General features: G+C 67.5%; 23 protein-coding genes. 7 read left to right on the top strand and 16 right to left on the bottom strand.

What is annotated here, in order from left to right; all coding sequences use genetic code 11:
* Positions 1 to 15 precede the first annotated feature (15 nt).
* The 5 genes from AC4LGL_RS32550 to AC4LGL_RS32530 are packed head-to-tail and all read right to left on the bottom strand — an operon-like array spanning position 16 to position 7,466.
* Positions 16 to 1,959 carry a glycosyltransferase family 39 protein gene (locus tag AC4LGL_RS32550; protein WP_491842358.1) on the bottom strand — a complete coding sequence of 648 codons (1,944 nt, stop codon included), beginning with the start codon at positions 1,957 to 1,959 and terminating at the stop codon, positions 16 to 18.
* Complete coding sequence (locus AC4LGL_RS32545) at positions 1,956 to 3,242, bottom strand: bifunctional glycosyltransferase family 2/GtrA family protein (protein WP_491842357.1); 1,287 nt, start codon at positions 3,240 to 3,242, stop codon at positions 1,956 to 1,958. The genes AC4LGL_RS32550 and AC4LGL_RS32545 overlap by 4 nt, the downstream gene beginning before the upstream one ends.
* Positions 3,243 to 3,297: 55 nt before the next feature.
* Positions 3,298 to 5,133, bottom strand: a complete 1,836-nt coding sequence (locus AC4LGL_RS32540) for a glycosyltransferase family 39 protein (RefSeq protein WP_491842484.1) — start codon at positions 5,131 to 5,133, stop codon at positions 3,298 to 3,300.
* A gap of 55 nt (positions 5,134 to 5,188) precedes the next feature.
* Complete coding sequence (locus AC4LGL_RS32535; RefSeq protein WP_491842356.1) at positions 5,189 to 6,784, bottom strand: sensor histidine kinase; 1,596 nt, start codon at positions 6,782 to 6,784, stop codon at positions 5,189 to 5,191.
* Positions 6,762 to 7,466, bottom strand: coding sequence for a response regulator transcription factor (locus tag AC4LGL_RS32530; RefSeq protein ID WP_491842483.1), 705 nt, complete (start codon positions 7,464 to 7,466; stop codon positions 6,762 to 6,764). Before AC4LGL_RS32530 ends, AC4LGL_RS32535 begins: the two co-directional genes overlap by 23 nt.
* Positions 7,467 to 7,644: 178 nt before the next feature.
* Between AC4LGL_RS32530 and AC4LGL_RS32525 the strand changes: the two genes are divergently transcribed.
* Entirely contained in the window at positions 7,645 to 8,100 is a 456-nt protein-coding gene (locus tag AC4LGL_RS32525) for a hypothetical protein (protein WP_491842355.1), read from the top strand.
* On the opposite strand, the gene AC4LGL_RS32520 is transcribed toward AC4LGL_RS32525, so the two are convergent.
* The 3 genes from AC4LGL_RS32520 to AC4LGL_RS32510 all read right to left on the bottom strand — a co-directional run bounded on the left by AC4LGL_RS32520 (position 8,097) and on the right by AC4LGL_RS32510 (position 8,999).
* Entirely contained in the window at positions 8,097 to 8,336 is a 240-nt protein-coding gene (locus tag AC4LGL_RS32520; protein ID WP_055116241.1) for a hypothetical protein, read from the bottom strand. The genes AC4LGL_RS32525 and AC4LGL_RS32520 overlap by 4 nt on opposite strands.
* Positions 8,337 to 8,411: 75 nt before the next feature.
* Positions 8,412 to 8,681 carry a hypothetical protein gene (locus AC4LGL_RS32515; RefSeq protein WP_491842354.1) on the bottom strand — a complete coding sequence of 90 codons (270 nt, stop codon included), beginning with the start codon at positions 8,679 to 8,681 and terminating at the stop codon, positions 8,412 to 8,414.
* Between the two features lie 63 nt (positions 8,682 to 8,744).
* A complete protein-coding gene (locus AC4LGL_RS32510) occupies positions 8,745 to 8,999 on the bottom strand; it encodes a hypothetical protein (protein WP_491842353.1) in 255 nt (84 codons plus the stop codon).
* Positions 9,000 to 9,161: 162 nt separating this feature from the next.
* Here AC4LGL_RS32510 and AC4LGL_RS32505 point away from each other — a divergent pair, with 162 nt between their 5' ends.
* Genes AC4LGL_RS32505 through AC4LGL_RS32495 form a run of 3 tightly spaced genes read left to right on the top strand, consistent with a single transcriptional unit; the run spans position 9,162 to position 12,933 of the window.
* Positions 9,162 to 10,139: an oligopeptide ABC transporter permease OppB gene (locus AC4LGL_RS32505; protein ID WP_491842352.1), complete on the top strand. Its 978-nt coding sequence runs from the start codon at positions 9,162 to 9,164 to the stop codon at positions 10,137 to 10,139.
* Positions 10,136 to 11,086, top strand: a complete 951-nt coding sequence (locus tag AC4LGL_RS32500) for an oligopeptide ABC transporter permease OppC (protein ID WP_491842351.1) — start codon at positions 10,136 to 10,138, stop codon at positions 11,084 to 11,086. The genes AC4LGL_RS32505 and AC4LGL_RS32500 overlap by 4 nt, the downstream gene beginning before the upstream one ends.
* Positions 11,083 to 12,933 (top strand): oligopeptide ABC transporter ATP-binding protein OppD, encoded by a 1,851-nt coding sequence (locus AC4LGL_RS32495; protein WP_491842350.1) that lies wholly within the window; start codon positions 11,083 to 11,085, stop codon positions 12,931 to 12,933. The genes AC4LGL_RS32500 and AC4LGL_RS32495 overlap by 4 nt, the downstream gene beginning before the upstream one ends.
* Before the next feature lie 2 nt (positions 12,934 to 12,935).
* Here AC4LGL_RS32495 and AC4LGL_RS32490 read toward each other — a convergent pair whose 3' ends face one another.
* Positions 12,936 to 14,300, bottom strand: coding sequence for a DoxX family protein (locus tag AC4LGL_RS32490; protein WP_491842349.1), 1,365 nt, complete (start codon positions 14,298 to 14,300; stop codon positions 12,936 to 12,938).
* A 90-nt stretch (positions 14,301 to 14,390) separates the two neighbouring features.
* Here AC4LGL_RS32490 and AC4LGL_RS32485 point away from each other — a divergent pair, with 90 nt between their 5' ends.
* On the top strand, positions 14,391 to 16,073 hold the full coding sequence (locus AC4LGL_RS32485) for an oligopeptide ABC transporter substrate-binding protein OppA (protein WP_491842348.1): 1,683 nt from the start codon (positions 14,391 to 14,393) through the stop codon (positions 16,071 to 16,073).
* Here the strand turns inward: AC4LGL_RS32485 and AC4LGL_RS32480 are convergent.
* Genes AC4LGL_RS32480 through AC4LGL_RS32460 form a run of 5 tightly spaced genes read right to left on the bottom strand, consistent with a single transcriptional unit; the run spans position 16,066 to position 19,647 of the window.
* The gene (locus tag AC4LGL_RS32480; protein WP_491842347.1) at positions 16,066 to 17,313 is read right to left on the bottom strand and encodes an alpha/beta hydrolase; all 1,248 of its coding nucleotides are present in this window, start codon (positions 17,311 to 17,313) and stop codon (positions 16,066 to 16,068) included. The genes AC4LGL_RS32485 and AC4LGL_RS32480 overlap by 8 nt on opposite strands.
* Before the next feature lie 25 nt (positions 17,314 to 17,338).
* Positions 17,339 to 17,605 carry a cytochrome C oxidase subunit IV family protein gene (locus AC4LGL_RS32475; protein ID WP_491842346.1) on the bottom strand — a complete coding sequence of 89 codons (267 nt, stop codon included), beginning with the start codon at positions 17,603 to 17,605 and terminating at the stop codon, positions 17,339 to 17,341.
* A 2-nt stretch (positions 17,606 to 17,607) separates the two neighbouring features.
* Positions 17,608 to 18,126 (bottom strand): cytochrome c oxidase subunit 3, encoded by a 519-nt coding sequence (locus AC4LGL_RS32470; RefSeq protein ID WP_236732251.1) that lies wholly within the window; start codon positions 18,124 to 18,126, stop codon positions 17,608 to 17,610.
* A gap of 46 nt (positions 18,127 to 18,172) precedes the next feature.
* On the bottom strand, positions 18,173 to 18,844 hold the full coding sequence (locus AC4LGL_RS32465) for a hypothetical protein (protein ID WP_234789915.1): 672 nt from the start codon (positions 18,842 to 18,844) through the stop codon (positions 18,173 to 18,175).
* Positions 18,845 to 18,888: 44 nt separating this feature from the next.
* Positions 18,889 to 19,647: a hypothetical protein gene (locus tag AC4LGL_RS32460; protein WP_491842345.1), complete on the bottom strand. Its 759-nt coding sequence runs from the start codon at positions 19,645 to 19,647 to the stop codon at positions 18,889 to 18,891.
* A 121-nt stretch (positions 19,648 to 19,768) separates the two neighbouring features.
* On the opposite strand from AC4LGL_RS32460, the gene AC4LGL_RS32455 reads away from it, so the two are divergent.
* The gene (locus AC4LGL_RS32455) at positions 19,769 to 20,380 is read left to right on the top strand and encodes a TetR/AcrR family transcriptional regulator (RefSeq protein WP_491842344.1); all 612 of its coding nucleotides are present in this window, start codon (positions 19,769 to 19,771) and stop codon (positions 20,378 to 20,380) included.
* Between the two features lie 45 nt (positions 20,381 to 20,425).
* On the top strand, positions 20,426 to 21,646 hold the full coding sequence (locus AC4LGL_RS32450) for an acyl-CoA dehydrogenase family protein (protein WP_491842343.1): 1,221 nt from the start codon (positions 20,426 to 20,428) through the stop codon (positions 21,644 to 21,646).
* 114 nt (positions 21,647 to 21,760) lie between these two features.
* Here the strand turns inward: AC4LGL_RS32450 and AC4LGL_RS32445 are convergent, their stop codons facing one another.
* Positions 21,761 to 24,394 (bottom strand): AAA family ATPase, encoded by a 2,634-nt coding sequence (locus AC4LGL_RS32445; protein WP_491842342.1) that lies wholly within the window; start codon positions 24,392 to 24,394, stop codon positions 21,761 to 21,763.
* Positions 24,391 to 25,542: a metallophosphoesterase family protein gene (locus AC4LGL_RS32440; RefSeq protein WP_491842341.1), complete on the bottom strand. Its 1,152-nt coding sequence runs from the start codon at positions 25,540 to 25,542 to the stop codon at positions 24,391 to 24,393. Before AC4LGL_RS32440 ends, AC4LGL_RS32445 begins: the two co-directional genes overlap by 4 nt.
* Positions 25,543 to 25,577 lie beyond the last annotated feature (35 nt).

Below are 25,577 nucleotides of genomic sequence, written 5' to 3'. Positions count from 1 at the left end.
GCCGCGGTCTGGGTGTCAGGCGACGGGCGCAGACAGGTCGTAGACCGGGACCTCACCGACCATGTTCTTGGTGAAGTGCTCACGAACCCACGTCGTGATCTCCCCCGCGCTACCGCCGGGATCACGGGGCGGTCCGGGCGGCCCGCCTCGCCCACCCGCGGGCCGATCGAGGAAGTAGCGGACCTGACCGTCGGCGACATATTGCTGGAACTGCGCCAGCGTGGGCGAGTTGTCGCTGCCCGTGAAACCGCCGATCGCCATCAACGACTCGCCCGTCTTGAGCTCGAGATCGCTGACCTGCATCGAGCCGACACTGGCCGCGGCCCAGCGACCGTCGGCACCCGCAATGAGCTCGGCCAGCGCGGGGTCATCGGCGCGCCCGAATCCACCCGGACCACCGGGACCGCCCGGCCCGCCGAACCCCATGTCCCGGTTGGGACCCGAGGTCGCCATCGGCCCACCGCCGTGGACTTTGGCCACCGTCTCGACGGTGTAGGCCGCCGTTGCCGCGAGCCCGAAGACCATGGCCGCCAACGCCACCACCGCAGGGACCTTGCCCGCCCGGTGGGCGGTGATCGCCAGGGCGACGGCCGTCAGTACCGCGCCGATCAACACGATCCAGCGCAGTGTCGGCAACCAGTCCGGCGTCCGTTCCAGCAGCACGAACGCCCACACCCCGGTGCCGGCCAGCATCAGCGCCAGCACCAACCGGGCTGCCAATCGGGCACGGACCCGCCACAATTCGACCACCGAGATGCCCACCAGTGCGGCCACCGAAGGCGCCAGTGCGACCGTGTAATAGGGGTGGATGATCCCGTCCATGAAGCTGAACACCACGGCGGTGACCAGCAGCCAGCCGCCCCACATCAGCACGCCGGCCCGCGGTCCGGCAGTGCGCGCGGTGCGCCGGGTCAGCCACAGCATGGCAAGCAGCCCGATCAGCGCCGCAGGCAACAGCCACGACGCCTCGGTGCCCATCGACATCCCGAACATCCGGCCGATCCCGGGGTCACCGCCGAACATCAGGTTGGGGCCGCCGCCCGGACCGTGACCGAAACCGGGTCCACCCGGGCCGGGGCCCGAGCCGGGCCCGTGCCCCTCCTGCCCCAGGATGCGTTGCAGCCCGTTGTAGCCGAAGGCCAGTTGCAGCAGGCTGTTGTCGGTCGATCCGGCGATATACGGGCGGGAGTCCGCCGGCCACAGCGCCACCAACGCGAGGTACCAGCCCGACGAGACGATCATCGTCGCCGCGCCGATCAGCAAGGTACCCAAGCGTTTCCACACACCGACCGCGGGCGCGGCGACCAGGAACATCAGGGCCAGACCGGGCACGATCAGGAAGGCCTGCAGCATCTTGGTCAGGAAAGCGAACCCGAGCGCACATCCTGCCAACGCCACCCACCCGGCGCTGGCCCGTGCCGACACCGGTCCGACGGCACGCACCATGAAGTAGGCCGCCAGCACCAACAGCAGGACCAGGAGTGCATCGGGATTGTTGTAGCGGAACATGGAGGCCGCGACCGGTGTCAGCGCCAACGCCACCCCGGCGATCAGGCCGGCGGCCGGGCCGCTGGTGCGTCGCACGGTGGCATAGAGCAGCGCCACCGCGCCCACGCCCATCAACGCCTGCGGCAGCAGCATGGTGAACTCGTTGAAGCCGAACAGCCGGCCCGACAACCCCATTGCCCACATCGCGGCCGGCGGTTTGTCCACGGTGATGGCGTTGCCGGCGTCCAGCGATCCGAACAGCCAGGCCTTCCAGGACTGGGTCCCGGCCTGGGCCGCGGCGGCGTAGTAGCTGTTGGCCCAGCCCGAGGACCCCAGCCCCCAGAGGTAGAGCACGGCCGTGCCGGCCAGCAGAGCCCAGTAGGAGGGGCGAATCCAGCGCGGCGTCACTGTCTTCGGTGATTCCGCGGTCTCCGCGGCGGCTTCTGGTGCCGTGTCGACGATGGTCGTCATAGTTCTACCCCTCGATTCGGCGCGGTGGCCTGCCGCGTCCGCGCGGGATGGAAGACCCACCCGCGCAACAGGACGAAGCGCACCACGGTGGCCAACAGGTTGGCCGCCACCAATACTGCAAGTTCGACGCCGCGGTGCGGCACGGGCGCCACGACGTGCAAGAGTCCCAATGATCCGCTGGTGATGGCCAGCGCGACCCCGAACACCGTGAGCCCCTCCAGGTGATGGCGGGTGACGTTGCCCGAGCCGGCAATACCGAAGGTGAACCGGCGGTTGGCGGCGGTGTTGCCGACCGCGGTCACCAACAGGGCGATCAGGTTCGCGGCCTGCGCACCGACGCCGGCCCGCAGAGCCGTGAACAGGAGCAGATAAGCCAGCGTGGAGACCACACCGACCGCGCCGAAGCGTACCGCCTGGCGCAGCAACGACCCGGGGGCAGCCGATTTCCGCGACGATCCGAGCTGCGCGGCGATCGTGTTCACCGGGATCGACCCGTTGGCGAACCCGCGCAGCAGCCGCCCGATGCCCTTGAGATCGGCGGCCGCCGTGGCGACGATGTCCACCCGGCTGTCCGGATCGTCCACCCAGTCCACCGGAACCTCGTGAATGCGCAGACCGCTGCGTTCGGCCAGCACCAGCAGCTCGGTGTCGAAGAACCAACCGGTGTCGGCGACGTGGGGCAGCAACTCGCGGGCAACGTCGGCGCGAATCGCCTTGAATCCGCATTGGGCATCCGAGAAACGGGCTGCCAGAGTCGATTTCAGGATGAAGTTGTAGCAGCGCGAGATGATCTCGCGTTTGGCGCCGCGGACCACCCGTGAGCCGCGGCCCAGGCGGGTGCCGATGGCCAGGTCGGAGTGGCCGGAGATCAGAGGTGCCACCAACGGCGCAAGCGCGGCCAGGTCGGTGGACAGGTCGACGTCCATGTACGCCAGCACGGGTGCGTCGGAAGCGGACCACACCGCCCGCAGTGCGCGTCCGCGCCCCTTCTCCTCCAGCCGGACCACCCGTACGTCGTCGAGTTCAGCGGCCAGTTCGGCAGCGATACGCGGGGTTTCGTCGACGCTGGCGTTGTCGGCGATGGTGATGCGCACCGGTACCGCGAAGTTCTCGGCGAGATAGCGGTGCAGCCGGCGAACCGAATGGGCGAGCGTGGCCTGCTCGTTGTACACCGGTACGACGACGTCGAGCACCGGCACCCCGGCCTCCCGCGCGGCGAGTGTGGCGTTGGGCCGCGACGCGAAATGAAAGCGCTGCTCGGGTTCTTCGACCAAGGTTGTCATGAGTTCATCGTTCTCCGCAGGCTTGTGATCCGGGTTGGGCGAAGCTATGCGCCGGCTATGTGTTCGACGCACGGCGAGTCAGGTCGTAGATGGTGACGTCGTCAACGGTGACCGGGTTGTAATGGGCCTGGACCCATTCCGCGATCTCGGTGGCCGCCTGGCTGCCGCTGGGGGTGTGTCCGCCGAATCCGCCGGCCATGATGCGGGATCGGATGAAGTAGTGAATGTCGCCATCGTCGACGAGACGCTGGAATTCGTCGAGCGTGGGTGCCGGATCCGTGCCGTTGAAGCCACCGACCGCCATCACCGGTGCGCGGGTGGCCAATTGGTATCCCGCGGCATTCGACGAGCCCACCACGGCGGCCGCCCACCGGTAGTGGTCGGCATCTGCGGCCAGTGTTGCGGTCAGCGTTGGCCCGGGATCGGGGGCCGCGAACATTCCGCCGAATCCGCCGCCACCACGCGATGGACCGACGGTCGGTATCGCCCCGGTGTGCGGGGCGGACGCGGTGGCGATCGAGTACGCGGCCGGACCGGCCAGGCAGGCCGCGACCGCCAGCACCGCCGTGACCCGCACCATCGGGCGCTCCAACCGTGCGACCATCAGCAGCAGTACCGCCGCACCCACGCCCACCACTGCCACCGCCGCCCGCAGCCACGGAAACGCATCGTCGTTGCGGGCCAACAGCACTGCGGCCAGGATCGCGGTTACCAGCACGGCGCCCGACATCGCCGTGGCGGCGCGCAGGTCGGTGCGGTGTTGCCACAGCAGAGTCGCCCCGATGCCGATCACCGCACCGATGGCCGGAGCGAGTGCCACGGTGTAGTACGGATGGACAATGCCGTTCATGAAGCTGAACACCACCGCGGTGACCAGAAGCCAACCACCCCAGAGCATGAGAGCGGCGCGGGTCGGGTCGGTGCGGGCGGCCCGGCGGGTCAGGTAGAGGCCGGCCACCAGGAAGATCAGCGCCGCGGGCAGCAACCAGCCGATGTCGGCGCCCATTTGCGACCCGAACAACCGCCCCGGCCCGACGTCGAAGTTCAGATTGCCGAGGCCACCCGTTTCGTCACCGGTGAGCCGGCCCAGACCGTTGTAGCCCAAAGCCAATTCGAGAATGCTGTCGTGCTGCGAACCACCGATGTAGGGCCGCGACGAGGACGGCCACAACTCCACCAGCACCAGGTACCAGCCACCGCTGAGGACCATGGTGACGCCGGCGGTGGCGACATCGAGGATGCGTCGGCCCAATGGGCGGTCTCCGGCGACCAGCACCGCGGCGGCAATCCCTGGCAGCACCAGGAATGCCTGCAGCATCTTGGCCAGGAACCCGAAGCCGAGGGCGACCCCCGCGCCGACGAACCACCAACGGCTGGCATCCTTTTCGATCCCGCGCTGCACGCAGTAGGCCGCCACGATGAGTAGCAGTACAAGAAGCGCGTCCGGATTGTTGAACCGGAAGATCAACGCGGCCACCGGCGTCAGCGCCAGCACGATGCCCGCCAGCAGACCGGCCCACGGTCCGGCCGCGCGACGTACCGCCGCGTAGAGCACCGCGACCGCACCGACCCCCATCAACGCCTGCGGCGCCAGCACGCTCCACGAGCTCAGCCCGAACAGGCGCACCGAGAGGTCGCTGATCCACAGCGCCGCCGGCGTCTTGTCCACGGTGATGGCGTTGCCCGCGTCACTGGATCCGAACAGCATCGCGGTCCAGTTCTCGGCGCCGGCCTGCGCGGCAGCCGAGTAGAACGCGTTGGCCCACCCGCTGATCGACAGGTTCCACAGGTAGAGCACCGCGGTGCCGGCCAACAGCAGGCCCAGGGCGATGCGCTGGGTGATCGGGGTGGAGCTGCGAGGCGTCGACTCCCCGTATGTCGCCGCCTGCACCTCGGCAGCGGGATGCGCGGCAACAAGGGTCACGTTCTCATCGTTGCCGCGGCCGCTAGGTGCCGGATTGGTCCGTCCTGTGCGTGCCCTGTGAGCTGATGACCGGCAGCCGCACCTCGAATTCGGTCGAGCCCGCGGTACTGCTCACCTCGATGGTGCCGCCGTGTGCCTTGAGTACCGCGGCCACGATCGCCAGACCCAGCCCGGTACTGCCCTCCCGTCGTGACCGCGACGAGTCTCCCCGGGCGAACCGTTCGAACACGTCGGGCAGCAGTGTCGCGGGGATGCCGGGACCGTCGTCCGCGACGCTCAGCAGCACGGCATCCCGGTCTGGTTTCAGCGACACCGTGACCGAGGTGCCCGACGGGGTGTGAGTTCGGGCGTTCGCCAACAGGTTGGCCAGCACCTGGTGCAGCCGGGCCTCGTCGCCTTCGACCACCACGGGGTCCTCGGGTAGATCCAGCGCCCACTGATGGTCGGGGCCGGCGATGTGGGCATCGCTCACCGAGTCGACGATCAGCCGGGACAGATCCACGCTGTCGCGCTCCAGTGGCCGGCCGGCATCGAGGCGCGCCAGCAGCAGCATGTCCTCGACCAGTTGCGTCATCCGCGTGGTCTCGGACTCCACCCGGTTCATCGCATGGGCCACGTCGGCGGGCAGGTCATCACGTTTGCGCTGGGCCAGCTCGGTATAGCCCCGGATCGCCGCCAGGGGCGTCCGCAACTCATGGCTGGCGTCCGCGACGAACTGGCGCACCCGCGTCTCACTGGCGTGCCGGGCCGACAGCGCGCTGGCGATGCGGTCGAGCATCCGGTTCAGCGAGCTGCCGAGCTGGCCTACCTCCGTGTGGGCGCTGGCGGGGTCGACCGGCACGATCGGCGTCGGCAACTCCACCTCGCCGCGGTCGAGTTCGAGATCGGCCACCCGTCGCGCCGCCGCCGAGACGCGGGACAGCGGGGCGAGTTGGCGTCGGATGATCAGGGTTCCGGCCGTCGTCGCGGCGATCAACGCGATCACCGCCAGCACACAGAACATTCCGAGGACCCACAGCAGGGTGTCGTCGACGACGGCGGTCGGCAGTCCGGTCACGATGGTCTGCGGGCCGCCGTGACGCGGGTGCAGGCCGATGAGCCGGTAGCGGCCCAGCCCGTCGAGGTCCACGGTTTCGGGCTCCCGGGTGGCCGGGACCTGGGACAGCTGGACGGCCGCGGCCGCACTGACCTCGACGCGGTCGCCGTCAGCGGTGATCACCCCCGCGTCGACCGGACGGTTCGGCGCCACCACCGCTCCGACCGTGCGGGCGGCCTGTCCCGGGGCATTGAGGAATCCGGGTCCCGGCCCCTCCTCAGGGTCGAACGGAACACGGTGATGACGGTGCATCCCCGGCGGTGGAGGGGTTCCCGGTGGCGGCGGCGGCAATTCGAAGATGGCGGCCGAGCGCCGGCCGGCCTCGATCAGTTGGTCGTCGAGCTGGTTCATCAAAAACCGTTGCAGCGCAAACTCTGTCGCCACCCCGATACTGGCGCACACCACCGCCAGCAGGGCCACCTGGGTGACCACCAGCCGGGCCCGCAGGGTCCAGGTCCGCGGTGACCACCAGCGGGTGGCGCTGGTCCCGGCCGTCACCTCAGCGCGCGGGCCGGAGGACATAACCCGCACCGCGCAGCGTGTGGATCATCGGTTCCCGCCCGCTGTCGATCTTCTTGCGCAGATACGAGACGTACAGCTCGACGATGTTGGACCGGCCGCCGAAGTCGTAGCTCCACACCCGGTCGAGTATCTGGGCCTTGCTCAGCACCCGCTTGGCGTTGCGCATCATGAAGCGCAGGAGTTCGAACTCGGTGGCGGTCAGGGTGATCTGATCACCGGCCCGGGTCACCTCATGGCTGTCCTCGTCGAGCACGAGATCGCCGACGACGATCTTGGCGCCGCCGTCCTCACTGGTGACTCCGGTGCGCCGCAGCAGTGCCCGCAACCGCAGCACCACTTCCTCGAGGCTGAACGGTTTGGTGACGTAGTCGTCGCCGCCGGCGGTGAGACCGGCGATCCGGTCCTCCACCGAATCCTTGGCGGTCAGCAGCAGCAGAGGCAGGCCGGGAATCTGTTCCCGCAGTTTGCGCAGGACGTCCAGACCGCTCATATCGGGCAGCATCACGTCGAGGACGACCACATCGGGCGGGCTCTCCCGGGCTGCGGCGATGGCGCTCGCGCCGTCACCTGCAGTCGCGATGTCCCAGCCCTCATAGCGCAGCGCCATCGACACGAGTTCGGCCAGTACGGGTTCGTCGTCGACTACCAGGACCTGGATCGGATTGCCATCGGCACGGCGCATGACGGCGCGCCCGGACTCGGAATCGGTGCCATTGGTCGTGCTGCTCACCCGGTCATTATTCGCCCGCTCGTTAGGCCCCGACTGAGCGCTCTCTATGCGCCAGCTGTGAAGAATCGCCACATCTGGGCCAGAGCCCGCACACAGCCGGCACACAGCCAACCCCGGCAGCGTGGTCCGCATGAGCATCCGACCCACTGTTGCCGCAGTCGGCATCGCGGCGGCCATTGCGGGGCTCGGCGGCGCGGCGGTGTATGCCGCCACCGATACGCAGGGCCCCGGCCGCCATGGTCCGCCCAATGCAGAGAGCGGGCCGCCGCCCTGGATGGGCGGGCCAGGAATGGACGGGCGGTCCCACGACCGGACCGATCCCGCCACGATCCACAGCGAGGCGGTGCTGACCGATGGTGGCGGCTACCGTACGACCCTGTTTCAAACCGGCACCATCACCGAACTGAGCGCAACGTCGGTGACGGTGCGCAGCAACGACGGATTCACCCAGAGCTATGCCCTGCCGGACGCCGTCAAACCGCTGTACGAGGTCAACGACCGGGTCCTGATCCGAGCCACCCGCACCGGTTCGGCACCGACGGACAAGCCGACCGTCACCAGCATCGGCGAGGCACCCGGCCGCTAACCGTTGCCGTACCCGTCGGGCAGGTCCACCTTCACCTTCGGCTTGGCGAAAGATGTCTCCAGTTCGGTGGGAGCCGTTGTCTTCGTTACGGTTTCACCGACATTGACAGCGGGGACGGCGCCACTGCTCGGCGCCTCGGCCACCATCGCACCGAATGCGCCCATCGCTGCCAGTGCGATCGCCCCGACACCGGCCATCGCGTACTTGGTCCGCTTGTTGCGTTCGTCTCCTGTCACACAGACCTCCCTACCGGTGCCTGCAGGCGTGGTAAACCCGACTTCGCAGGCCCCGGTCGGTGAGATCAGCGGCGATCAGTGTGGCGTGGCAAACCCCGGCGGGGTGGTGGCCGAGACCGTCGGAGTGCCCTTCGAGGTCTCCGGGGCCGTCGGCGGAGTCGTCTCGGTAACCGTTTGTCCAGTGGTGATGGCAGGCGGTTCCACCCGCTGCTGGGCTCCGGCGACGCCTCCGCCCATGGCGACTCCGAGCACAGCGGTGGCTAACCCACCGATCGCGCCGACACCGGCGCTGACCAATTTCAGATTTCGCTGAATGTTTTCCTTCGCGCTACCCAATGCGCTCACCTCCGCGCGACGTATAGCCGCGGCGGGTGGCGGTGAAACCACTACCGACGCTCGGTCGCGTGATCAGTGCGTGACGGCGAACCCTGACGGCGGCGTGTAGCCCCTCATCGCAGGTACTGCCATCGAAACCTGCGGCGCAGTGGGAGGCGTCGTCTCCGTGCTGGTCTGGCCGACGTTCATGTGGGATCCGGAAGCCAGGGACTCGCCGGCCCCCAGGTGAACGTCCGAGACCGCTCCGAACACGCCCAGCCCCACCACGGCCGCACCACCGGCGACCGCAGCGATCACTTTCACATTCTTCAGTCCGCTGACCTTCATGTATTTCAGTGAACGCCTGATTTCTATGCCGACGCTGTGAGCCCACTACCAGTTACCCACCGAGCACAGGCGCGCCGAAGGCATACATCGCCGCGATGACCGGGTTCCGGTGCCGGGCTGCTCTACCCTGTCTGGCATGCAGCCGTGGGCAGGAACAACCGGATGACGCGCTTTCTGGCGCGCCGGCTGCTCAACTACATCGTGTTGCTGGCCCTGGCGTCGTTCCTGACGTTCACGCTGACCTCGCTGAACTTCAAACCCCTCGACAGCCTCGAGCAGCGCAATCCGCGGCCGCCGCAATCCGCGATCGACGCCAAAGCCGCTGAACTCGGCCTCGACCAGCCCATTCCGCTCCGCTATGCGAACTGGGCCGCCGGCGCGGTCCGAGGCGATTTCGGTACCACGGTGACCGGCCAGCCGGTGGTCGACGAGTTGTGGCGGCGCATCGGGGTGACCCTGCGGTTGCTCGTCATCGGCGCGATCTCGGGTGCGGTGATCGGGGTGGTGGTCGGCGCCTGGGGGGCGATCCGCCAGTACCGGCTGTCGGACCGCGTCATCACAGTGCTGTCGCTGCTGGTGATCAGCACGCCGTCCTTCGTCATCGCCAACATGCTGATCCTCGCCGCGCTCAACGTGAACTCGATTTTCGGTGTGCAGATTTTCGAGTACACGGGGGAAACGGCACCGGTGCCCGTCGGCGGCGCCTGGGACCAGTTCGTCGACCGGCTGCAGCACCTCGTGCTGCCGACGTTCACCCTGGCCCTGATGGCCATCGCCGGCTACAGCCGGTACCAGCGCAACGCCATGCTCGACGTGCTCGGCCAGGACTTCATCCGCACCGCGCGGGCCAAGGGGCTGACCCGGCGTCGCGCCCTGTTCAAGCACGGGCTGCGGACGGCACTCATTCCGATGGCCACCCTGTTCGCGTATGGGGTGGCCGGGCTGGTCACCGGTTCGGTGTTCGTCGAGAAGATCTTCGGCTGGCACGGCATGGGCGAATGGGTCGTGCAGGGCATCGCCACCCAGGACACCAACATCATCGCGGCCATCACGGTGTTCACCGGCACCGTGATCCTGGTCGCCGGACTGCTCTCCGACATCATCTACGCGATGCTCGACCCGAGGGTGCGAGTCACATGACCCAGACGTCTGCTCCCACGGGGGATGCCGCCGCGGCCCGCTCGGGCCTGCACACCGAGGAGTTCGCCACCCGGCGCACCCTCGTGTTCCGCCGGTTCCTGCGCAACTGGCCCGCCGTGGTGTCGCTGACACTGCTGGTGATCATGTTCGTGGCCTGCTACGCGCTGCCGTCGCTGCTCCCCTACAGCTATTCGGACCTCGATTACTACGCGCTGCAGGAGCCGCCGTCGACCGACCACTGGTTCGGGACGAACGCACTCGGGCAGGACATCTTCGCCCAAACCCTGCGCGGCATGCAGAAATCCATGCTGATCGGCGTCTGTGTGGCGTTCATCTCGACCGTCATCGCCGCCACGGTCGGCTCGGTCGCCGGATACTTCGGCGGCTGGCGCGACCGCACGCTCATGTGGATCGTCGACGTTCTGCTGGTCGTACCCAGCTTCATCCTGATCGCGATCGTCACGCCGCGGCTGAGCCAGTCCGATCGGGTGTTCTGGCTGATCGTGCTGCTCTCGGCATTCAGCTGGATGATCAGCTCCCGCATCGTGCGCGGGATGACACTGAGCCTGCGGGAGCGCGAATTCGTCTTGGCTGCCCGCTATATGGGTGTCAGCAGCGCGCGCATCATCGTGCGCCACATCCTGCCCAACGTGGCATCCATCCTGATCATCGACACCGCGCTCAATGTCGGCGTGGCGATTCTGTCCGAAACCGGTTTGAGCTATCTGGGATTCGGTATCCAGGCGCCCGACGTATCACTGGGCACACTGATCGCCGACGGCACCAAGTCCGCCACCACCTTCCCCTGGGTGTTCCTGTTCCCGGCGGGAGTTTTGGTGCTGATCATCCTGTGCGCCAACCTGATCGGTGACGGCCTCCGTGACGCCCTCGACCCGGGCAGCGGCCGGTTGCGACGGCGGAGTCGGCGGAAGGGCGGCGCCCGATGAGCCGGCTGCTCGAGGTATCTGATCTGACGGTGGACTTCCCCACCGACACCGACGCGGTACACGCGGTGCGGGGCCTGAACTTCCACGTGGATTCCGGTGAGGTGGTCGCGCTCGTCGGCGAATCTGGTGCCGGGAAATCGGCCAGTGCCATGGCGGTGATCGGGCTACTGCCCGAGTTCGCCGAGGTGTCCGGATCGGTGCGGCTGCGCGGCGAGGAACTGATCGGGTTGTCCGACACGCAGATGTCGCGGGTCCGGGGCAACACCATCGGCACGGTGTTCCAGGATCCGATGTCCGCGCTCACGCCGGTCTACACCGTCGGTGATCAGATCGCCGAGGCGCTCGAAGCCCACAACCGTGATCTGGGGCGGCGCGCAGCCCGGTCCCGGGCCGTCGAACTGCTGGAGCTTGTCGGCATCGCCCAGCCCGAACAACGCGCCCGCTCGTTCCCGCACGAGTTGTCCGGCGGCGAACGCCAGCGGGTGGTCATCGCCATCGCCATCGCCAACGATCCCGATCTGCTGATCTGCGATGAGCCCACCACCGCCCTCGATGTGACGGTGCAGGCCCAGATCCTCGACGTGCTCAAGACCGCGCGCGACGTCACCGGCGCCGGGGTGCTGATCATCACCCACGACCTCGGTGTGGTCGCCGAATTCGCCGACCGGGCCCTCGTGATGTACGCCGGCCGGGCCGTCGAGGACGCTCCGGTGGCCAAGCTGTACGAGAACGCCCGGATGCCCTACACCGTCGGCCTACTCGGCTCGGTGCCACGCCTGGATGCCTCGCAGGGCACCCGTCTGGTGCCCATCCCCGGTGCACCGCCGTCGCTCACCACGGTTCCGACCGGTTGCCCGTTCGCCCCCCGCTGCCCGCTGGCCATCGACGAATGTCTGGCCGCCGAGCCAGAACTCATCGAGCTGACGCCGGATCACCATGCCGCCTGCATCCGCACCGATCAGGTGAGTGGGCGCAGTGCCGCCGAGATTTATGAGGTACCGGGCGGCCCCGACACGAACGGCACCACTCCGGAGAAGCCCGACGAGGACGCCGATGTGGTGCTGCGGGTGCGCGAGCTGACCAAGACCTACAAGCTCACCAAAGGCGTGGTGCTGCGCAGGCAGGTCGGCGAGGTCCGCGCGGTCGACAAGGTCAGCTTCGACCTGCGCGGCGGCCGCACCCTCGGCATCGTCGGCGAGTCCGGATCGGGGAAGTCCACCACCCTGCACGAGATCCTGAATCTGTCTGCACCGCAATCGGGTTCGATAGAAGTGCTCGGCTCCGACGTGGCCACCCTGGACCGGAAGACGCGCCGCGCCCTGCGTACCGACCTTCAAGTGGTGTTCCAGGATCCGGTGGCTTCACTCGACCCGCGGCTACCGGTGTCGGATGTGTTGGCAGAGCCGTTGACCGCCAATGGTTTCGACAAACCCCGGATCGACGGACGGGTGGCCGAACTGCTCGAGTTGGTCGGCCTGCGACGCGCCGACGCCGCCCGCTACCCAGCCGAGTTCTCCGGAGGGCAGAAGCAGCGCATCGGAATCGCCCGCGCCCTGGCCCTGCAGCCCAAGATCATCGCGCTCGACGAGCCGGTCTCCGCGCTGGACGTCTCCATCCAGGCCGGGATCATCAACCTGCTGCTCGACCTGCAGGACCAGTTCGGCCTGGCCTACCTGTTCGTCTCCCACGACCTGTCGGTGGTCAAACACCTGGCCCACGATGTCGCGGTGATGCACAAGGGCGCGGTCGTCGAACAGGGCTCAGGCGACGAGGTGTTCGCCAACCCACAGCACGCATACACCCGCAAATTGCTGGCCGCGGTTCCGCAACCAAAGCCGGTCGACTGAGTTCACCTGTTGTACGGAGTCTCGCGGACCCAACTGAAACCCCTCTCCACCAACGGAAACGAGTTCGGATCCACCTTGGTGCACCAGGCGTGGATGCGGTGCCCGGCGTAGTCGTCGGCGTCGATCACCAAGCGGTCGGGTCCCGGCCACCAGTAGGTCAGGCGCACCCGCACCGGTGTCTGCCTGGCGGTTCCCAACTCGATGTAGTGATTCAGGTCGATGAAGTGCCGGCTCGCATCGATCGTGCCACCGTATTCCTCGAACGAGTCGTCCATGTGCTGGATGGTCAGCCGCATCGGATCGGCAATGTTGAGCGAACGGTCGAAAACCACTCGACGCCACTGCAATTCGTCGGTCAGGAGCGGATCACGCCGGTAGCCCTCGGCCGAGAAGCCGTCGACGCGGTAGATGCCGTAGAGCTCGGGAACCGGCCTGGCCCACTGTTGCCAGTTCTGCGCTGCGGTGACACCGAACAGCATCGCACCGACCAATAGCTGGGCCACCAATGCGATTCGGTTGGCCCGCCCCGAGGTAAACAGCTGCGGTGTGCTTGCTGCGGGAACCGCGCGATCCGAGAACAGCACCGCCGCCAGCCGCGCGGCGTAGGGCGCCAGCAGGAACAGGCTCATCAGCAGCAGCATCGACGACACGGTCTTGAGCCGGATGTCGTAGGTCATGTTGAGCAGGAAGACCTGCGTCATGTCGATCGCTGTCAGCAACGCGCCCGCCGGCACCGCCCTCGGGATCAGCAGCAGCACACCGGCCAGCAGCTCGGCCGACCCGAGGGCGATCTGGTAAGGCTGCGAGATGCTCACCTGGGACCACAACACGCCCTGCGGGCTGAAGTTGCCGAAGGGCTCGACCAGACGGTTCAGCACGAACGGCATCTGGGTGGGAATGGCCTTGGCCATCCCGAAATAGAACATCGCCGTGGCCAGCACGAATCGCAGGTACAAGGTGAGCCAGGCGGCCAACCGCGCGTAGTTGCCGCGACGACGGTCAAGTACCGACCAGACGACAGTCGCAACCGTGGAGACCACCAGCATCAAGAACAGTGCGGTCCACTGGAATGCACTGTCGCTGCCCACCTGCATGCTCTCGATCCGCAGTCCGAGAACTCCGGATGCGGTCCAATCGATCAACGGGCGCACCGCCTCAAGCAGGCCCGCAACCGATGACCACGGAAGTGGGATCCCGGCGCCTGCCAACAACACCGGAGTAAGCCCCACAAAACAAGCCAGCCCGAAAAGGCCGAAGTAGCAGAACCCGAAGCGGAAACCGATTCGCGTCGCCGGCGACCAGCGAACATCGGTGCCAGTCGTGTCCGTCACGGCCGCGCCTCCCCCGTCGAAAAACCCGGGTCCCACGGTATCGGCTGCCGTCCCAACGCAACCGTCGAACCGGCGCTGTCCGAGTCCTCACCCCATAGCGGCCCGCGTACCTCTAGCATCGGCGGCATGAACGGATTCCACATCCGACGATTGGCTATCGCCACCGTTGTTGCCGGCCTCGCACTCACCGGATGCTCCGGCGGTGATCGGGAGACCCCGTCGGCCGGCGGTAACGCCGAGGTCGGCAGCACCAACGACATCAATCCGCAGGACGTCGCGAACCTGCGCCAGGGCGGCGATCTGCGTCTGGCCCTGACGGAGTTCCCCTCGAACTTCAACCCGCTGCACCTCGACGGCAACACCGGCGACGTCGGCGCGCTCACCAGGCCCACCATGCCCCGCACGTTCGTGATCGCCGCCGACGGATCGGCCACGGTCAACACCGACTACTTCACCAATGTCGAGATGACCGGCACCAACCCCCAGGTGGTCACCTACACGATCAACCCCAAGGCGGTATGGACCGACGGCACACCGATCACCTGGGAGGACATCAAGTCCCAGACCGAGGCCAACAGCGGCAAGGACCCGGCGTTCGTGATTGCCGCGCCCAACGGCTTCGAGCGGGTGGCCACTGTGACCCGCGGCGTCGACGACCGCCAGGCCGTGATGACCTTCGCCAAGCCCTACGCGGACTGGAAGGGCATGTTCGCCGGGAACGGCCGGCTGCTGCCCAAGAGCATGACCTCCACCCCCGAGGCCTTCAACAAGGCTCAACTCACAGCGCCCGGCCCGTCGGCGGGCCCGTTCATGGTGACCAACATCGATCGGGGCGCTCAGCGGATCACGTTGAGCCGCAACCCGAAATGGTGGGGCACCCCGCCGCTGCTGGATAGCATCACCTACCTGGTGCTCGATGATGCCGCCCGCATCCCGGCGCTGCAGAACAACACCATCGACGCAACCGGCACCGCGTCGCTGGACGAACTCACCATCGCCCGAAAGACCCCGGGGATCAGCATCCGGCGGGCCCCGTCGGCCAGCTGGTACCACCTGACCTTCAACGGCGCACCCGGCTCGATCCTGGCCGACCCGGCGCTGCGCAGCGCGGTCGCCAAGGGCATCGATCGTCAGGCACTTGCCAACATCACCCAGCGGGGCCTCACCGACAACCCGGTCCCGCTGAACAACCACATCTTCGTCGCGGGCCAGCAGGGTTACCAGGACAACGCCGCGTCGGTGGCGTTCGACCCCGAGAAAGCCAAGGCCGAACTCGACGCGCTGGGCTGGAAAGTGCCTGAAGGACGGCAGTTCCGCGAGAAGGACGGCAAGGAACTCGTCATCCGCAACGTGTTCTACGACGCGGGCAGCACCCGGCAGGTGGCCCAGATCGCGCAGAACATGCTCGGCCAGATCGGGGTGAACCTGAAGCTCGACACCAAGCCGGGTACCGGATTCTTCACCAACTACATCATCAAGGGCGACTTCGACATTGCCCAGTTCGCCTTCCTCGGCGACGCTTTCCCGCTGAGCTCGCTGACCCAGATCTATGCGCAGGACGGGGCCAGTAACTTCGGCAAGATCGGCAGCCCGGAGATCGACGCCAAGATCGAGCAGACGCTGGAAGAGCTCGACCCGGCCAAGGCACTGACGCTGGCCAACGAGCTGGACAAGATGCTGTTCGACGAGGTGTTCAGCCTCCCGCTGTTCCAGTCACCCGGAAACGTCGCAGTGCGCAGCAGCCTGGCCAATTTCGGGGCCCCCGGCCTCGCCGACACCGACTACACGAAGGTCGGCTTCCTCAAGTAGTCCCATGCGATCTCGCAGTGGGAACGGCCGACTCCACGACGGTGGCCACGGTGATCGCCGACACCGCCACCCGGATGGCCGGACGAGCGGGCAGGGCATCCAGTTCGTCGGCAGTGGCCGAAAGTTGTTCGGCCACACCGTCGCGCACGGCACGGATCACTGCGAACGCCGCCCGCTCCCTGGTGTCGATCACGCTGTGCACCACCGTCGGCATGGACACCAGCACGGCACCGGGCACCAGCTCCGCGATGTGCTCCGCAACGGCCGGCGGGGTGGTCAGGTCCCGGCCACCGGACAGTACGACGGTGGGCCAGTGAAAGTCCGGTAGCTCGGTGAGCAGGTCGAAGGGCTCGGCCTCGAAGGGTTCGAAGAACTTGGCGCTGCCGATCATGTCGGCCATCTCCAGCGCCGGGTCCAGCGGGAGGCCGTCGGGCACGCCGGCGTAGTTCAGTTCGCGGAAGGCGATTCGCCCGACGAGGTCTACCTCGTTGCGGTACGGCGCTTTTCGCGTCGAGAGTCGGCTCAGTCGGGCGAGCCCCGACCAGACCACGGTGCGGCCGCGCAGCAGCAGGTCGAGTTGGCGGTCCAGCAGGGCGGCGCCACCGAACCCGTACAGCAGACCGGCCAGTTCTCCTCCCCTGGTCGCCAATGCCCCGCCGGCCACCAGGCGCCGGACCTTGGGCGCCAGGTCCGCAGTGTCCGGGTCCGTACCGTCCCATAGGAGACCGCGGACGGCACTGCGCACCACTTCGATATCGGCGGTGGACAGCAGCGGCGAGTCCAGCACCATCGCCGCGACCCGGTCCGGATGGCGGACACCGAAACCGGCGGCGATGTAACTCCCGTACGAGGTGCCGTACAGCACCGCCGCGTGCACGCCCGCGTCGTCGAGCACCGCGGCGACGTCGGCGACCACCTGCTCGACGGTGATGGCCGCCGGCGGCAGATCCGCACCCGCATCGGTATGCCGCGACATCCCGACACCGCGGTGCTCGATCATGATCACGTCGAATCCGGCCGCAGCCGCGCGCCTGCGCAACGCGCGGTACGGCTGGATCGACGCTACGCCGGGACCGCCCGGGATGATCACCAGCGGATGCGCGGATTTACGCCCGGACCGCACGTAGAACAGGTCGAACCGCTCGTCAGAACCAGGGCTGACCGGGCGCCGCACTGCGCGCACCCCCGGTAGCGCAGCCAGCTTGTCGTGCACCCGCCTGCGCTTGGCGTTCATGGTCATTGCGCTCCATTGTGCCGCGCGATGCTCAGATCAGATAGATCGTGAAAGTCGCCCCGAACAGCAGCACCAGCCACCCGTCCGTGGCGAGTTTGAGCCACCTCGGCGCGGTCCGGACCTCCATGAACTGCCGGATGATCAGACGGGACTTGATCAGCGTCAACGCAAGCACCAGCGCGGTGATCGGCACGCTGGCCCGCAACGCGTCCGAATACTGCGCCGGTGCCAACCACCAGGATCCGACGGTGATGGCGACCAGCACCAGCCACGTCTGAGTCACAGCCTTGTCGGTCATCGTCACCTCACCACGTACAGCAGGCCGAAGATGATCACCCAGAGCAGGTCGACCATGTGCCAGTAGACGGCGCTCGCCTCCACGACCGATGCGCGGCGTCGGGACGGATTGCGCAACTCCCGCACGATCACGCCCAACACGATGAGCCCGATCAGGACATGGATCAGGTGCACACCCGTCAGCACGTAGTAGAACGAGTAGAACATCTCGGAATTGGTGTGCCCGTTCCTGATCTTGACGACCCATTCATAACCCTTGCAGGCCATGAACATCAGACCGCCGACACCGCCGGCGTAGGTGAGCCGGATCGCCGCTTCGTGCCGCCCGGCGCGCGCGGCCAGCACCGCACGGGCCACCAACCAGGAACTGGTCAGCAGGATCACGGTGTTGAGCACACCGATCGTGATGTCGAGATGCTGTTGGGCCCGGAGGAATTCGTCCGGATACATGGTGCGGTAGATCATGAAGACGATGAAGTAGCCACCGAAGATGACCAGGTCACCGAGCACCATCACCCACATGTGCCCGTCGCCGGGCAGGTGCTCCGACGAGGTCTGTGGCCGCGGATCAGTCTGCGTCACTGCATGTTTCCTCACGCTTGAGGGCCTGCCGGAGCAGCACGATCAGGGCAGACAGCCAGACGGAGAAGACCACCACCGCCCACCAGAAGGCGATTGACCCGTTCCAGGCGAACGGCCCGGACTCGAACACGAACATCTGGGTGGCGATCACCTCGGTGATGATCTGCCAGATCGTCACATAGGCGAACCACGCCGGGAAGATCTGGTTCTTGTCGTAGAGGATGGCGATCGCGAATACCAGGTAGGCCGCCGTGAAACAGCCCAATGAGCCGTTGTAGGAAAGCATTCCGAGGTCATAGAGCAGGCTGATCAATTCCGGGTCACGGTCGGGCCGAAATGCCGCGGTGAGAAAGCACACCGACACCAACAGGAAGCCGGGCAGTGCGCCGACGCCCATGCCTCCGATGTAGCCATAAGCGAACACTGACCCCACCGACATGCGCTTGATCTGGTAGGCGACCAATCCGTTGGTCATCGCCGCCCCGCCGAGCAGGATCAGTAGCAGACAGAAGCCGATCTTGATGGTCAGACCGTGCTCGACGAAGAACGCCACCTTGTCGGCAGCGGTGACATCGGGGCGCGGTGGCGGCGTCACCCGGGTCAGGATGCAGATGATGACCCCGAAGGCGCCGTACCACAGCGGGAAGAACCAGGTCATCAACCGCACGTCGGGCTTGCCCGGCGGCGCCTCGGTCAGCAGTGTCACCGGTCCGCCGCCCGCGCGATGACACCGTCTTGAACGGCCTGGCTGAGTACCGCGCGGCGCAGCACGAAGAACATCACGATGACGAAGACCGCGAAGGCGCCGTTGCGCAGCCAGAAGGCCAGCACGCCGTCCCACGCCAGCGGCCCGGTGTGGAAGACCGCAGCACCCGCAGCCGGGATCATCGCCACCGCGGTGGCCAGCGAATAGTGCCCGACCCAGCGCGGGAACACCGGTTCGGGCCCGTTGTCGAAGTAGACCGCCACCGCCAGCAAGGCGAACTGCGACACCACCATGCCCACGGGAGCGACCAGCACGATCCAGGCCAGGTCGTTGAGCAGCATGATCAGTTCGGGATTGCGGTCCGGGCGAAACGCGGCCACCAGGAAGAAGACGTTGGACAGCGCGAAGATCGTGGCACCGCTGACCGCGGCAGTCAGATAGCAGTAGGCGAACACATGGCTCTGGGTCTTCATCCGCTTCATCTGGACGACGATCACCATGAAGAACGGCAGGATCAGGATCCCGCACAGGTTGAACGTCACCTGACTGAACCGGATCCACGCGGTGTGGTCGGCATAGAAACCGGCAACCTGCTGCGCGCTCCAGGTGGGCGACATGGGTGGCCAGAAGCCGGGGAATGCCAGCGCCGCCACCAGCAGGACCGCGCCGACCGCCGGCCCGGTCCACAGGCTCACCCACTGGGCCTTGATGTTCCCGGCTTTCGGCAGGTCTTGAACCTGCTCCAGGATCTGCACGCCGACCTCCAAATACTGACTTCAGTCAGAACAACTCTTGATCGAAACCGTAGCGGCTCCAGTGCTCAAAGGAAAGACCAGAACTGAGTACAGTCAGTTATTTCTGCCGTAGCATGAGGTCGTGCTCCAGGCCACCCCCCGCAGCCGCAAGGGTCAGCAGACCCGCGAACGGTTACTCGGGGCCGCGATCGCCGAGTTCAAGCGCGGGGGCATGGCCGCTGCCGACACCGCCGCGATCGCGTCCGCCGCGGGCGTCGCCCACGGCACCTTCTTCTTCCACTTCCCCACCAAGGAACACGTCCTGGTGGAGCTGGAACAGCGCGAGGAGGCCCGGATGGCCGCCGAGCTCATCCGACTCTTCGCCGCACCGCACGATGTTCGCGCCACCCTCACCGAATCCGTGCGCATGCTGGAGAAGCTGGAGCGGCGGCTGGGCCGTCCGTTGTTCAAAGATTTTCTGGCGCTGCATTTTTCCACGACCCGCCCGCCCTCGGAGGAATGGGAACACCATCCCGTGCTGGTGGCACTGATCGAAGAGCTCCAGTGCGCCAGGGACGCCGGCGAGATCCCGGACACGGTAGACGTGTTGCACAACGGCGCATCGTTTTTCGCCGGGCTCTACGCACTGCTGATCACCATTCCCGACACCCCCGAGGTGCGGGTCAAGGTGATCGACGAATACCTGACCACCTATCTCTACGGTATGCGGGTGAACGGCTTAGGTTCGGGCTGATCCAAACACGTGCCCAGCGGTAGCCGGTCCGGCTACAACGGTGCCATGACCACCGTCGAGAACGTGACCCATGTCCGGCCCGGAACCCCGGAATGGGATGACCTGCTGGCCTCGATCGCCTCAGGCGCCAAGGACCGCGACCTGAACGACGAGAACCCTTTCGATCAGGTCGCGGCGCTCAAGCGGGCCGGGTTCGGCACCCTGCGCCTGCCCGAGTCCCTCGGCGGCTCAGGATTCACTGTGCCGCAGCTCTTTTCCGCGGTGATCGACGTGGCCAAGGCCGACCCCATCGTGGCCCACATTTTCCGGACGCACTTCTGGTTCACCGAGGAGCGCCTGCGCAATGCCGAGGATCCGGTGTCGGCGCACTGGCTGGGCAAGATCGCCGAGGGCAAGATCTTCGGTAACGCATTCAGTGAGAAGGGCTCATTGGCCGTGGGCAGCCTGGTGTTCAACACCCGGCTGCTGGCCGACGGGGCGAATCCGGGTGCCTTCCGGCTGACCGGCGAGAAGTACTACAGCACGGGCACCCTGTTCTCGGACTATCTGACCGTGACCGCCACCACCGACCGCGACTCGGTGGCCACCGTCCTGGTTCCCGCCGACCGCGAAGGCGTGCGGCTCGTCGACGACTGGGACGGTTTCGGCCAGCGCCGCACCGGAACCGGCACCACGACGTTCACCGATGTCACGGTCGCTGCCGACGAGATCCTTTCCGATACCCCGTATGACGCCGAACCGGTTCCGACCGTGCAGTACGCCTCACTGCAGTTGTTCATCCATGCGGTGGTGGCCGGAATCCTGGCCAATGTCGTAGACGACGGCGTGGCGCTGCTGCGCTCCCGCGAGCGCAACTTCAGCCATGCCGTCACCGAGCGGCCCACCGATGATCCTCTGCTGCAGCGGCAACTCGGGGTCCTGGCCAGCACGGCCTACGTCGCGCGGGCTGCCGTGCTGGACGCGGCGGCGGCGATCGGTGCCGCGACGGATTCTGCCGTCGACGGGGTGCCCGACCTGCGGCTCGCGGCGGAAGCTCAGCTCAAGGTCGCCAAAGTGAAAGTGCACCTCGACGACGTCGCACCCGAGGCCGCCACCCGACTGCTGGAACTCGGCGGCGCCAGTGCGGCCTCCCGGCAGCGCAACCTGGACCGGCACTGGCGCAACATCCGCACCATCACCCTGCACAACCCGGTGGCCTACAAGGCCCAGGTGATCGGTCAGAACCTGTTGCACGGCACGCCCCTTCCGTCCAACGCCTACTTCTGATCCCGTGCGTGGCGGGCCACTGGGAAGGCTTGCGCATCGTTTTCTACTCCTGGGTCGTGCTCGGACGAAATCGCGACCCAGGAGTAGTAAACGGCGAGTCCAGGTAGCCGATTTCTAGGCCGTCAAGGCGATGTGGTGCGCGCCCTGGATGCTCGCATAACGCTCCGGGCTGCAGGTGAGCACGATGACCTGTCCGTCTCCGCCGACGGCGTCGAATACCGCCCCCATCTTGGTCAGCCGGTCCGGATCGGTGAATCCGAGGGCGTCGTCGATGACGACGGGCACGCTGTCTTCCTTGGCCACCATCGCCGCGCCGGCCAGCCGCGCGACAATCGCCAGTTGCTCCTTGGCGCCGCCCGACAGCGATTCGTACGGCACCGTGCGCCCGGACAGCGTGCGGGTCCGGATGTTGAGGTCGCTGTCGACGTCGACCTCGAAATCCTCACCGAAGACGAGCCGGCCCAGCCGCTGCACCTCGAGACGGAACGGATCGGCGTAGCGCTGACGGGTGGCATCGCGGTGGCGCGCCATCACGGTCCGCAGCGTCTCGGCCGCCCGGGCCCGGCGATGCACCCGGAGGTATTCGGCGTGGGCGTGCTCGCGTTCGGTCTCGGCAGCGTCGAGATGCCCCTTGCGTCCCTGGGTGCCGTAGACCTTGAGTTGCGCGGCCAACTCCCGCAGCGCATCGGCCGCCGCCCCGTGTCGAGCGTCCAGCGCCTCCGCGCGACGAACCGCCTCATCGAGTGCGGCCTTCACCGAATCCGGTGCGGTGGCCGACAATTCGGTACGCAACGCTGTCGCGTGGCCTGCTGTGGCGGTCGCTTCCTCCTCAGTCGTCTGAGCCTTGACCGCCAACTCATCGTCGCCGGCCTGCGCACGCTGGACCTCCAACCGGCCACCGGCCACGGTCAGCTCAGCCTGCGCCGTGGTGAGCTTCTCGCGCAGCACGCTGCAGCGGGTCGACTTCTCCGTGAGCTTCTGGGCCGCCGCGGCGATCACCTTGCGACTGGTCTCACTGTCGGCCACCGCCTGACGGTGCGCCTTCACCGCGGTATCGAGTTCGCTTCGGGCGGTGGCGATATCGGTGGGCCCCGCCAGCTCGAACAACCCGGCCTCGTCGGGCTGTCCGGCCCGCAGTTGCGCCAGTCGGGCCCGCAGATCCGCCAACTGGTCATCGCCCGTCAGCGCTTCGACGGTGGCGCGCAACCGATCCCGGCTGCCGACCAGTTCCCGGCGCCGGGTGTCGAGGGCCCGCGCGGCTTCCACGTCGTCGACCCCGGCCGCGGCCAGCGCAGCCGTCAACACGTTCTGTGCCTCGTCGAGACGGGCCTGTGTCTGCGCGGCCGGCGTGCCCGGCACCACGTGGACGGTGAGCACACCGGGCACGGCGATCTCGGTCTCGGCGGTGGTGTTGACCGACCATGGGGTACCGGCCTCGAGAGCGACCCCGGCCGTGTCCACTCGGACATCGAGGTTCTCGACGGCGACGAGTTCGATGCGCGCCGAAGCGAGTTCGGCCTGCCCCGCAGCACGTTCCACCGCCACCGCGGCGGCCTCGATGGCCCGCATCCCCGCGTCGTCGAGCGTGATCCCGGCCAGGTCGCGGTTGTTCCGGTCGAGCTCACGCACGCCGGCGTCGATCCTGCTCAGCCGGGCCGCCAACCGGTCGGCCTTGTCGCGGTCGGTCATCTGCGTGAGCGTGGTGCGGGCGGACTCCACCCTGACTTCGTGCTCCTGGGCTGCCACCCGAGCCTGTTCGGCCACGGCCTCGGCGGCCTCGTGAACCTCACGGGCGGTGGTGGACTCACCGTCGGCCACACCGAGCGCAGCCTGCAGTTCGGTGATGGTGGTGGCCCGCTCGTCGAGGTCGGCGCGCAGCCGTCGGCGTTCGGTGAGGGCAGCGGCCGCGGCGGCCTGCGCAACCCGGGCGGCCTCGGCCACCACCTCGGCCTCTTTGAGCCGTTGCACCAGTGCGGCAACCGCCTCGGCGTCCTTGCGCGCCGCGGCCAGGGCGGCGTGGGCCACTTCGCGCTCACCGGCCAGTCCGGTGACCTCGGCGCTGAGCTCGGCATGCCGACGCACCGCGTCGTCGACCTCCGCCACCGCCGCGGCACATTGCGCCACCTCGCCCTCGGCGGCGGCCAGCCGCTTGGTCACCGCCGCCCACTCACCGGTGGGCCGGCCGGTGGCGGTGAAGTAGCGCAGATACTCCGCGTCGATGCGTTCGACCAGCAACGGCTCGTCCCCGGATAGTGCGACCGCCTCACCGGCGGCCACGTCCAGGGCCCGGGCCAGCGCGTCCGAGCCCGAGAGGTCGACCGGTGCGGTCGAACTGGATTGCAGGACCCGCTGGGCCTGCCACAGGCTGGTGTCCACGGTCTCGGCGAGCATGGTCAGCACCCGCTCGTGCGCCTCGTCCCCGCTGAGCTGCTCGCGCACCGGCGCCAGCACGGTCAGCTGGGTCTCGGCACGCTTGTGAAAGCGCTTGCGGTACATGAAACGGTAAGGACCGGTGGAGATTTCGGCCATCACCTCGGCGCCGACATCGGCATGCGTCGGCTTGACCTGCTTGACTTCCTTCTTGCCCGAGCGGTCTTTGGCCTCGAGCAGCAGATCCAGTGCCTCGATCATCGAGGACTTGCCGATCTCGTTGGCGCCGCTGACCACCACCACACCGTGATCGGGGAATTCGATCTCGCGGTGGGTGACGCCGCGGTAGTTGGTCAGGACCAGGCGGTGCAGTTTCATGCCGCGCTCCCACGGTCGACCAGGCGCAGCAGCAGCCCCAGCGCCGCCCTGGCGTCGTCGGCCCCGGCTCCTTCGGTACGGGCGGTGGCCACCAACTCGTCCACAGCGGCCGCCGCGAAACCACCGATACCCAGGTCGTCGAATTCGCCGTCGGCAGGCAACACCGCGATCTCGGTGTGCCGCTCCCACTCGGTGAGGGCGGCGAACAATCGGGCGTACTTGTCGAGACAGGCGTCGAGTGCGGCCTTGTCGGTCACGGTCAGTGAGCCCGTCAACGCGAGACGCACCACGGTGCGTTCCTTGTCCGCCAACAGATCCAGGTTCAGATCCAGGTCGGCCACGTCGCGGTCGGTGTCCACCTCACGGCGCAGCGTGACGAAGCGCCACCGGCCCACCCGTTCGGACTCCACCCGCGCCGGACGGTGCGGGGCGGCCTCGTCGATGTCGACCACCAGGACATGCCCCGGGTCCGATTCGATGTCGTCGTAGTTGGTCACTTCGGGTGAACCCGAGTACCAGACCCGGCCCGTCGAACCGACCTCGGTGCGGGAGTGCTTGTCCCCCAACGCCACATAGTGCACGGCACCGCGCGCCAACGCCGACTCGACGGCGGCGAGCCGGATCAGCGACGGCTTGTCCTTGTCCGGATCCAGGATGTCGACGCCGCCGTGGCCCACCACGACCCGGGTGGTGCCGTCGGCGGGCAGGTCCGCCAGCACGTCGCCGACGAGATCCGAAGTGGGCGCCTTGGACCGCCACGGAGCGGCCACGATCTGCAGACCGGGCCGCACCTCGTGCACACCCGCGCGGTCGAGGACCACGACGTTGTCCGGGCATTCCGCGGTGAACAGCGCACTGGTGTAGACCGAGGCGGCATCGAGCGGATCGTGGTTGCCCGGCAGCAGATAGACCGGCACCCCGATGCCACGCATGGCCTCCAGCGACAGGCTGACTTCGCGCGGGGCCAACTGGTTGTGCTCGAAGACGTCACCGGACACCACGACGAACTCCGCACCCGAGGCCGCTGCCACCGGGCCGAGGGCCGCGACGGCCTCCCTGCGCGACGCCGAGTAACGGGGCTGGGCCTCACCGTTCAGGAAATGCCGGGTCATGCCGAGCTGCCAGTCGGCGGTATGCAGAAAACGCATCGGCCCCGTCCTTCCTGTGTTGATCCCCGTGGGTT

The sequence above is a fragment of the Mycolicibacterium arcueilense genome (genome assembly GCF_058536225.1).
The sequence above is the reverse complement of the archived record's forward strand: the minus strand, read 5'-3'. Positions and strand labels throughout refer to the sequence as shown.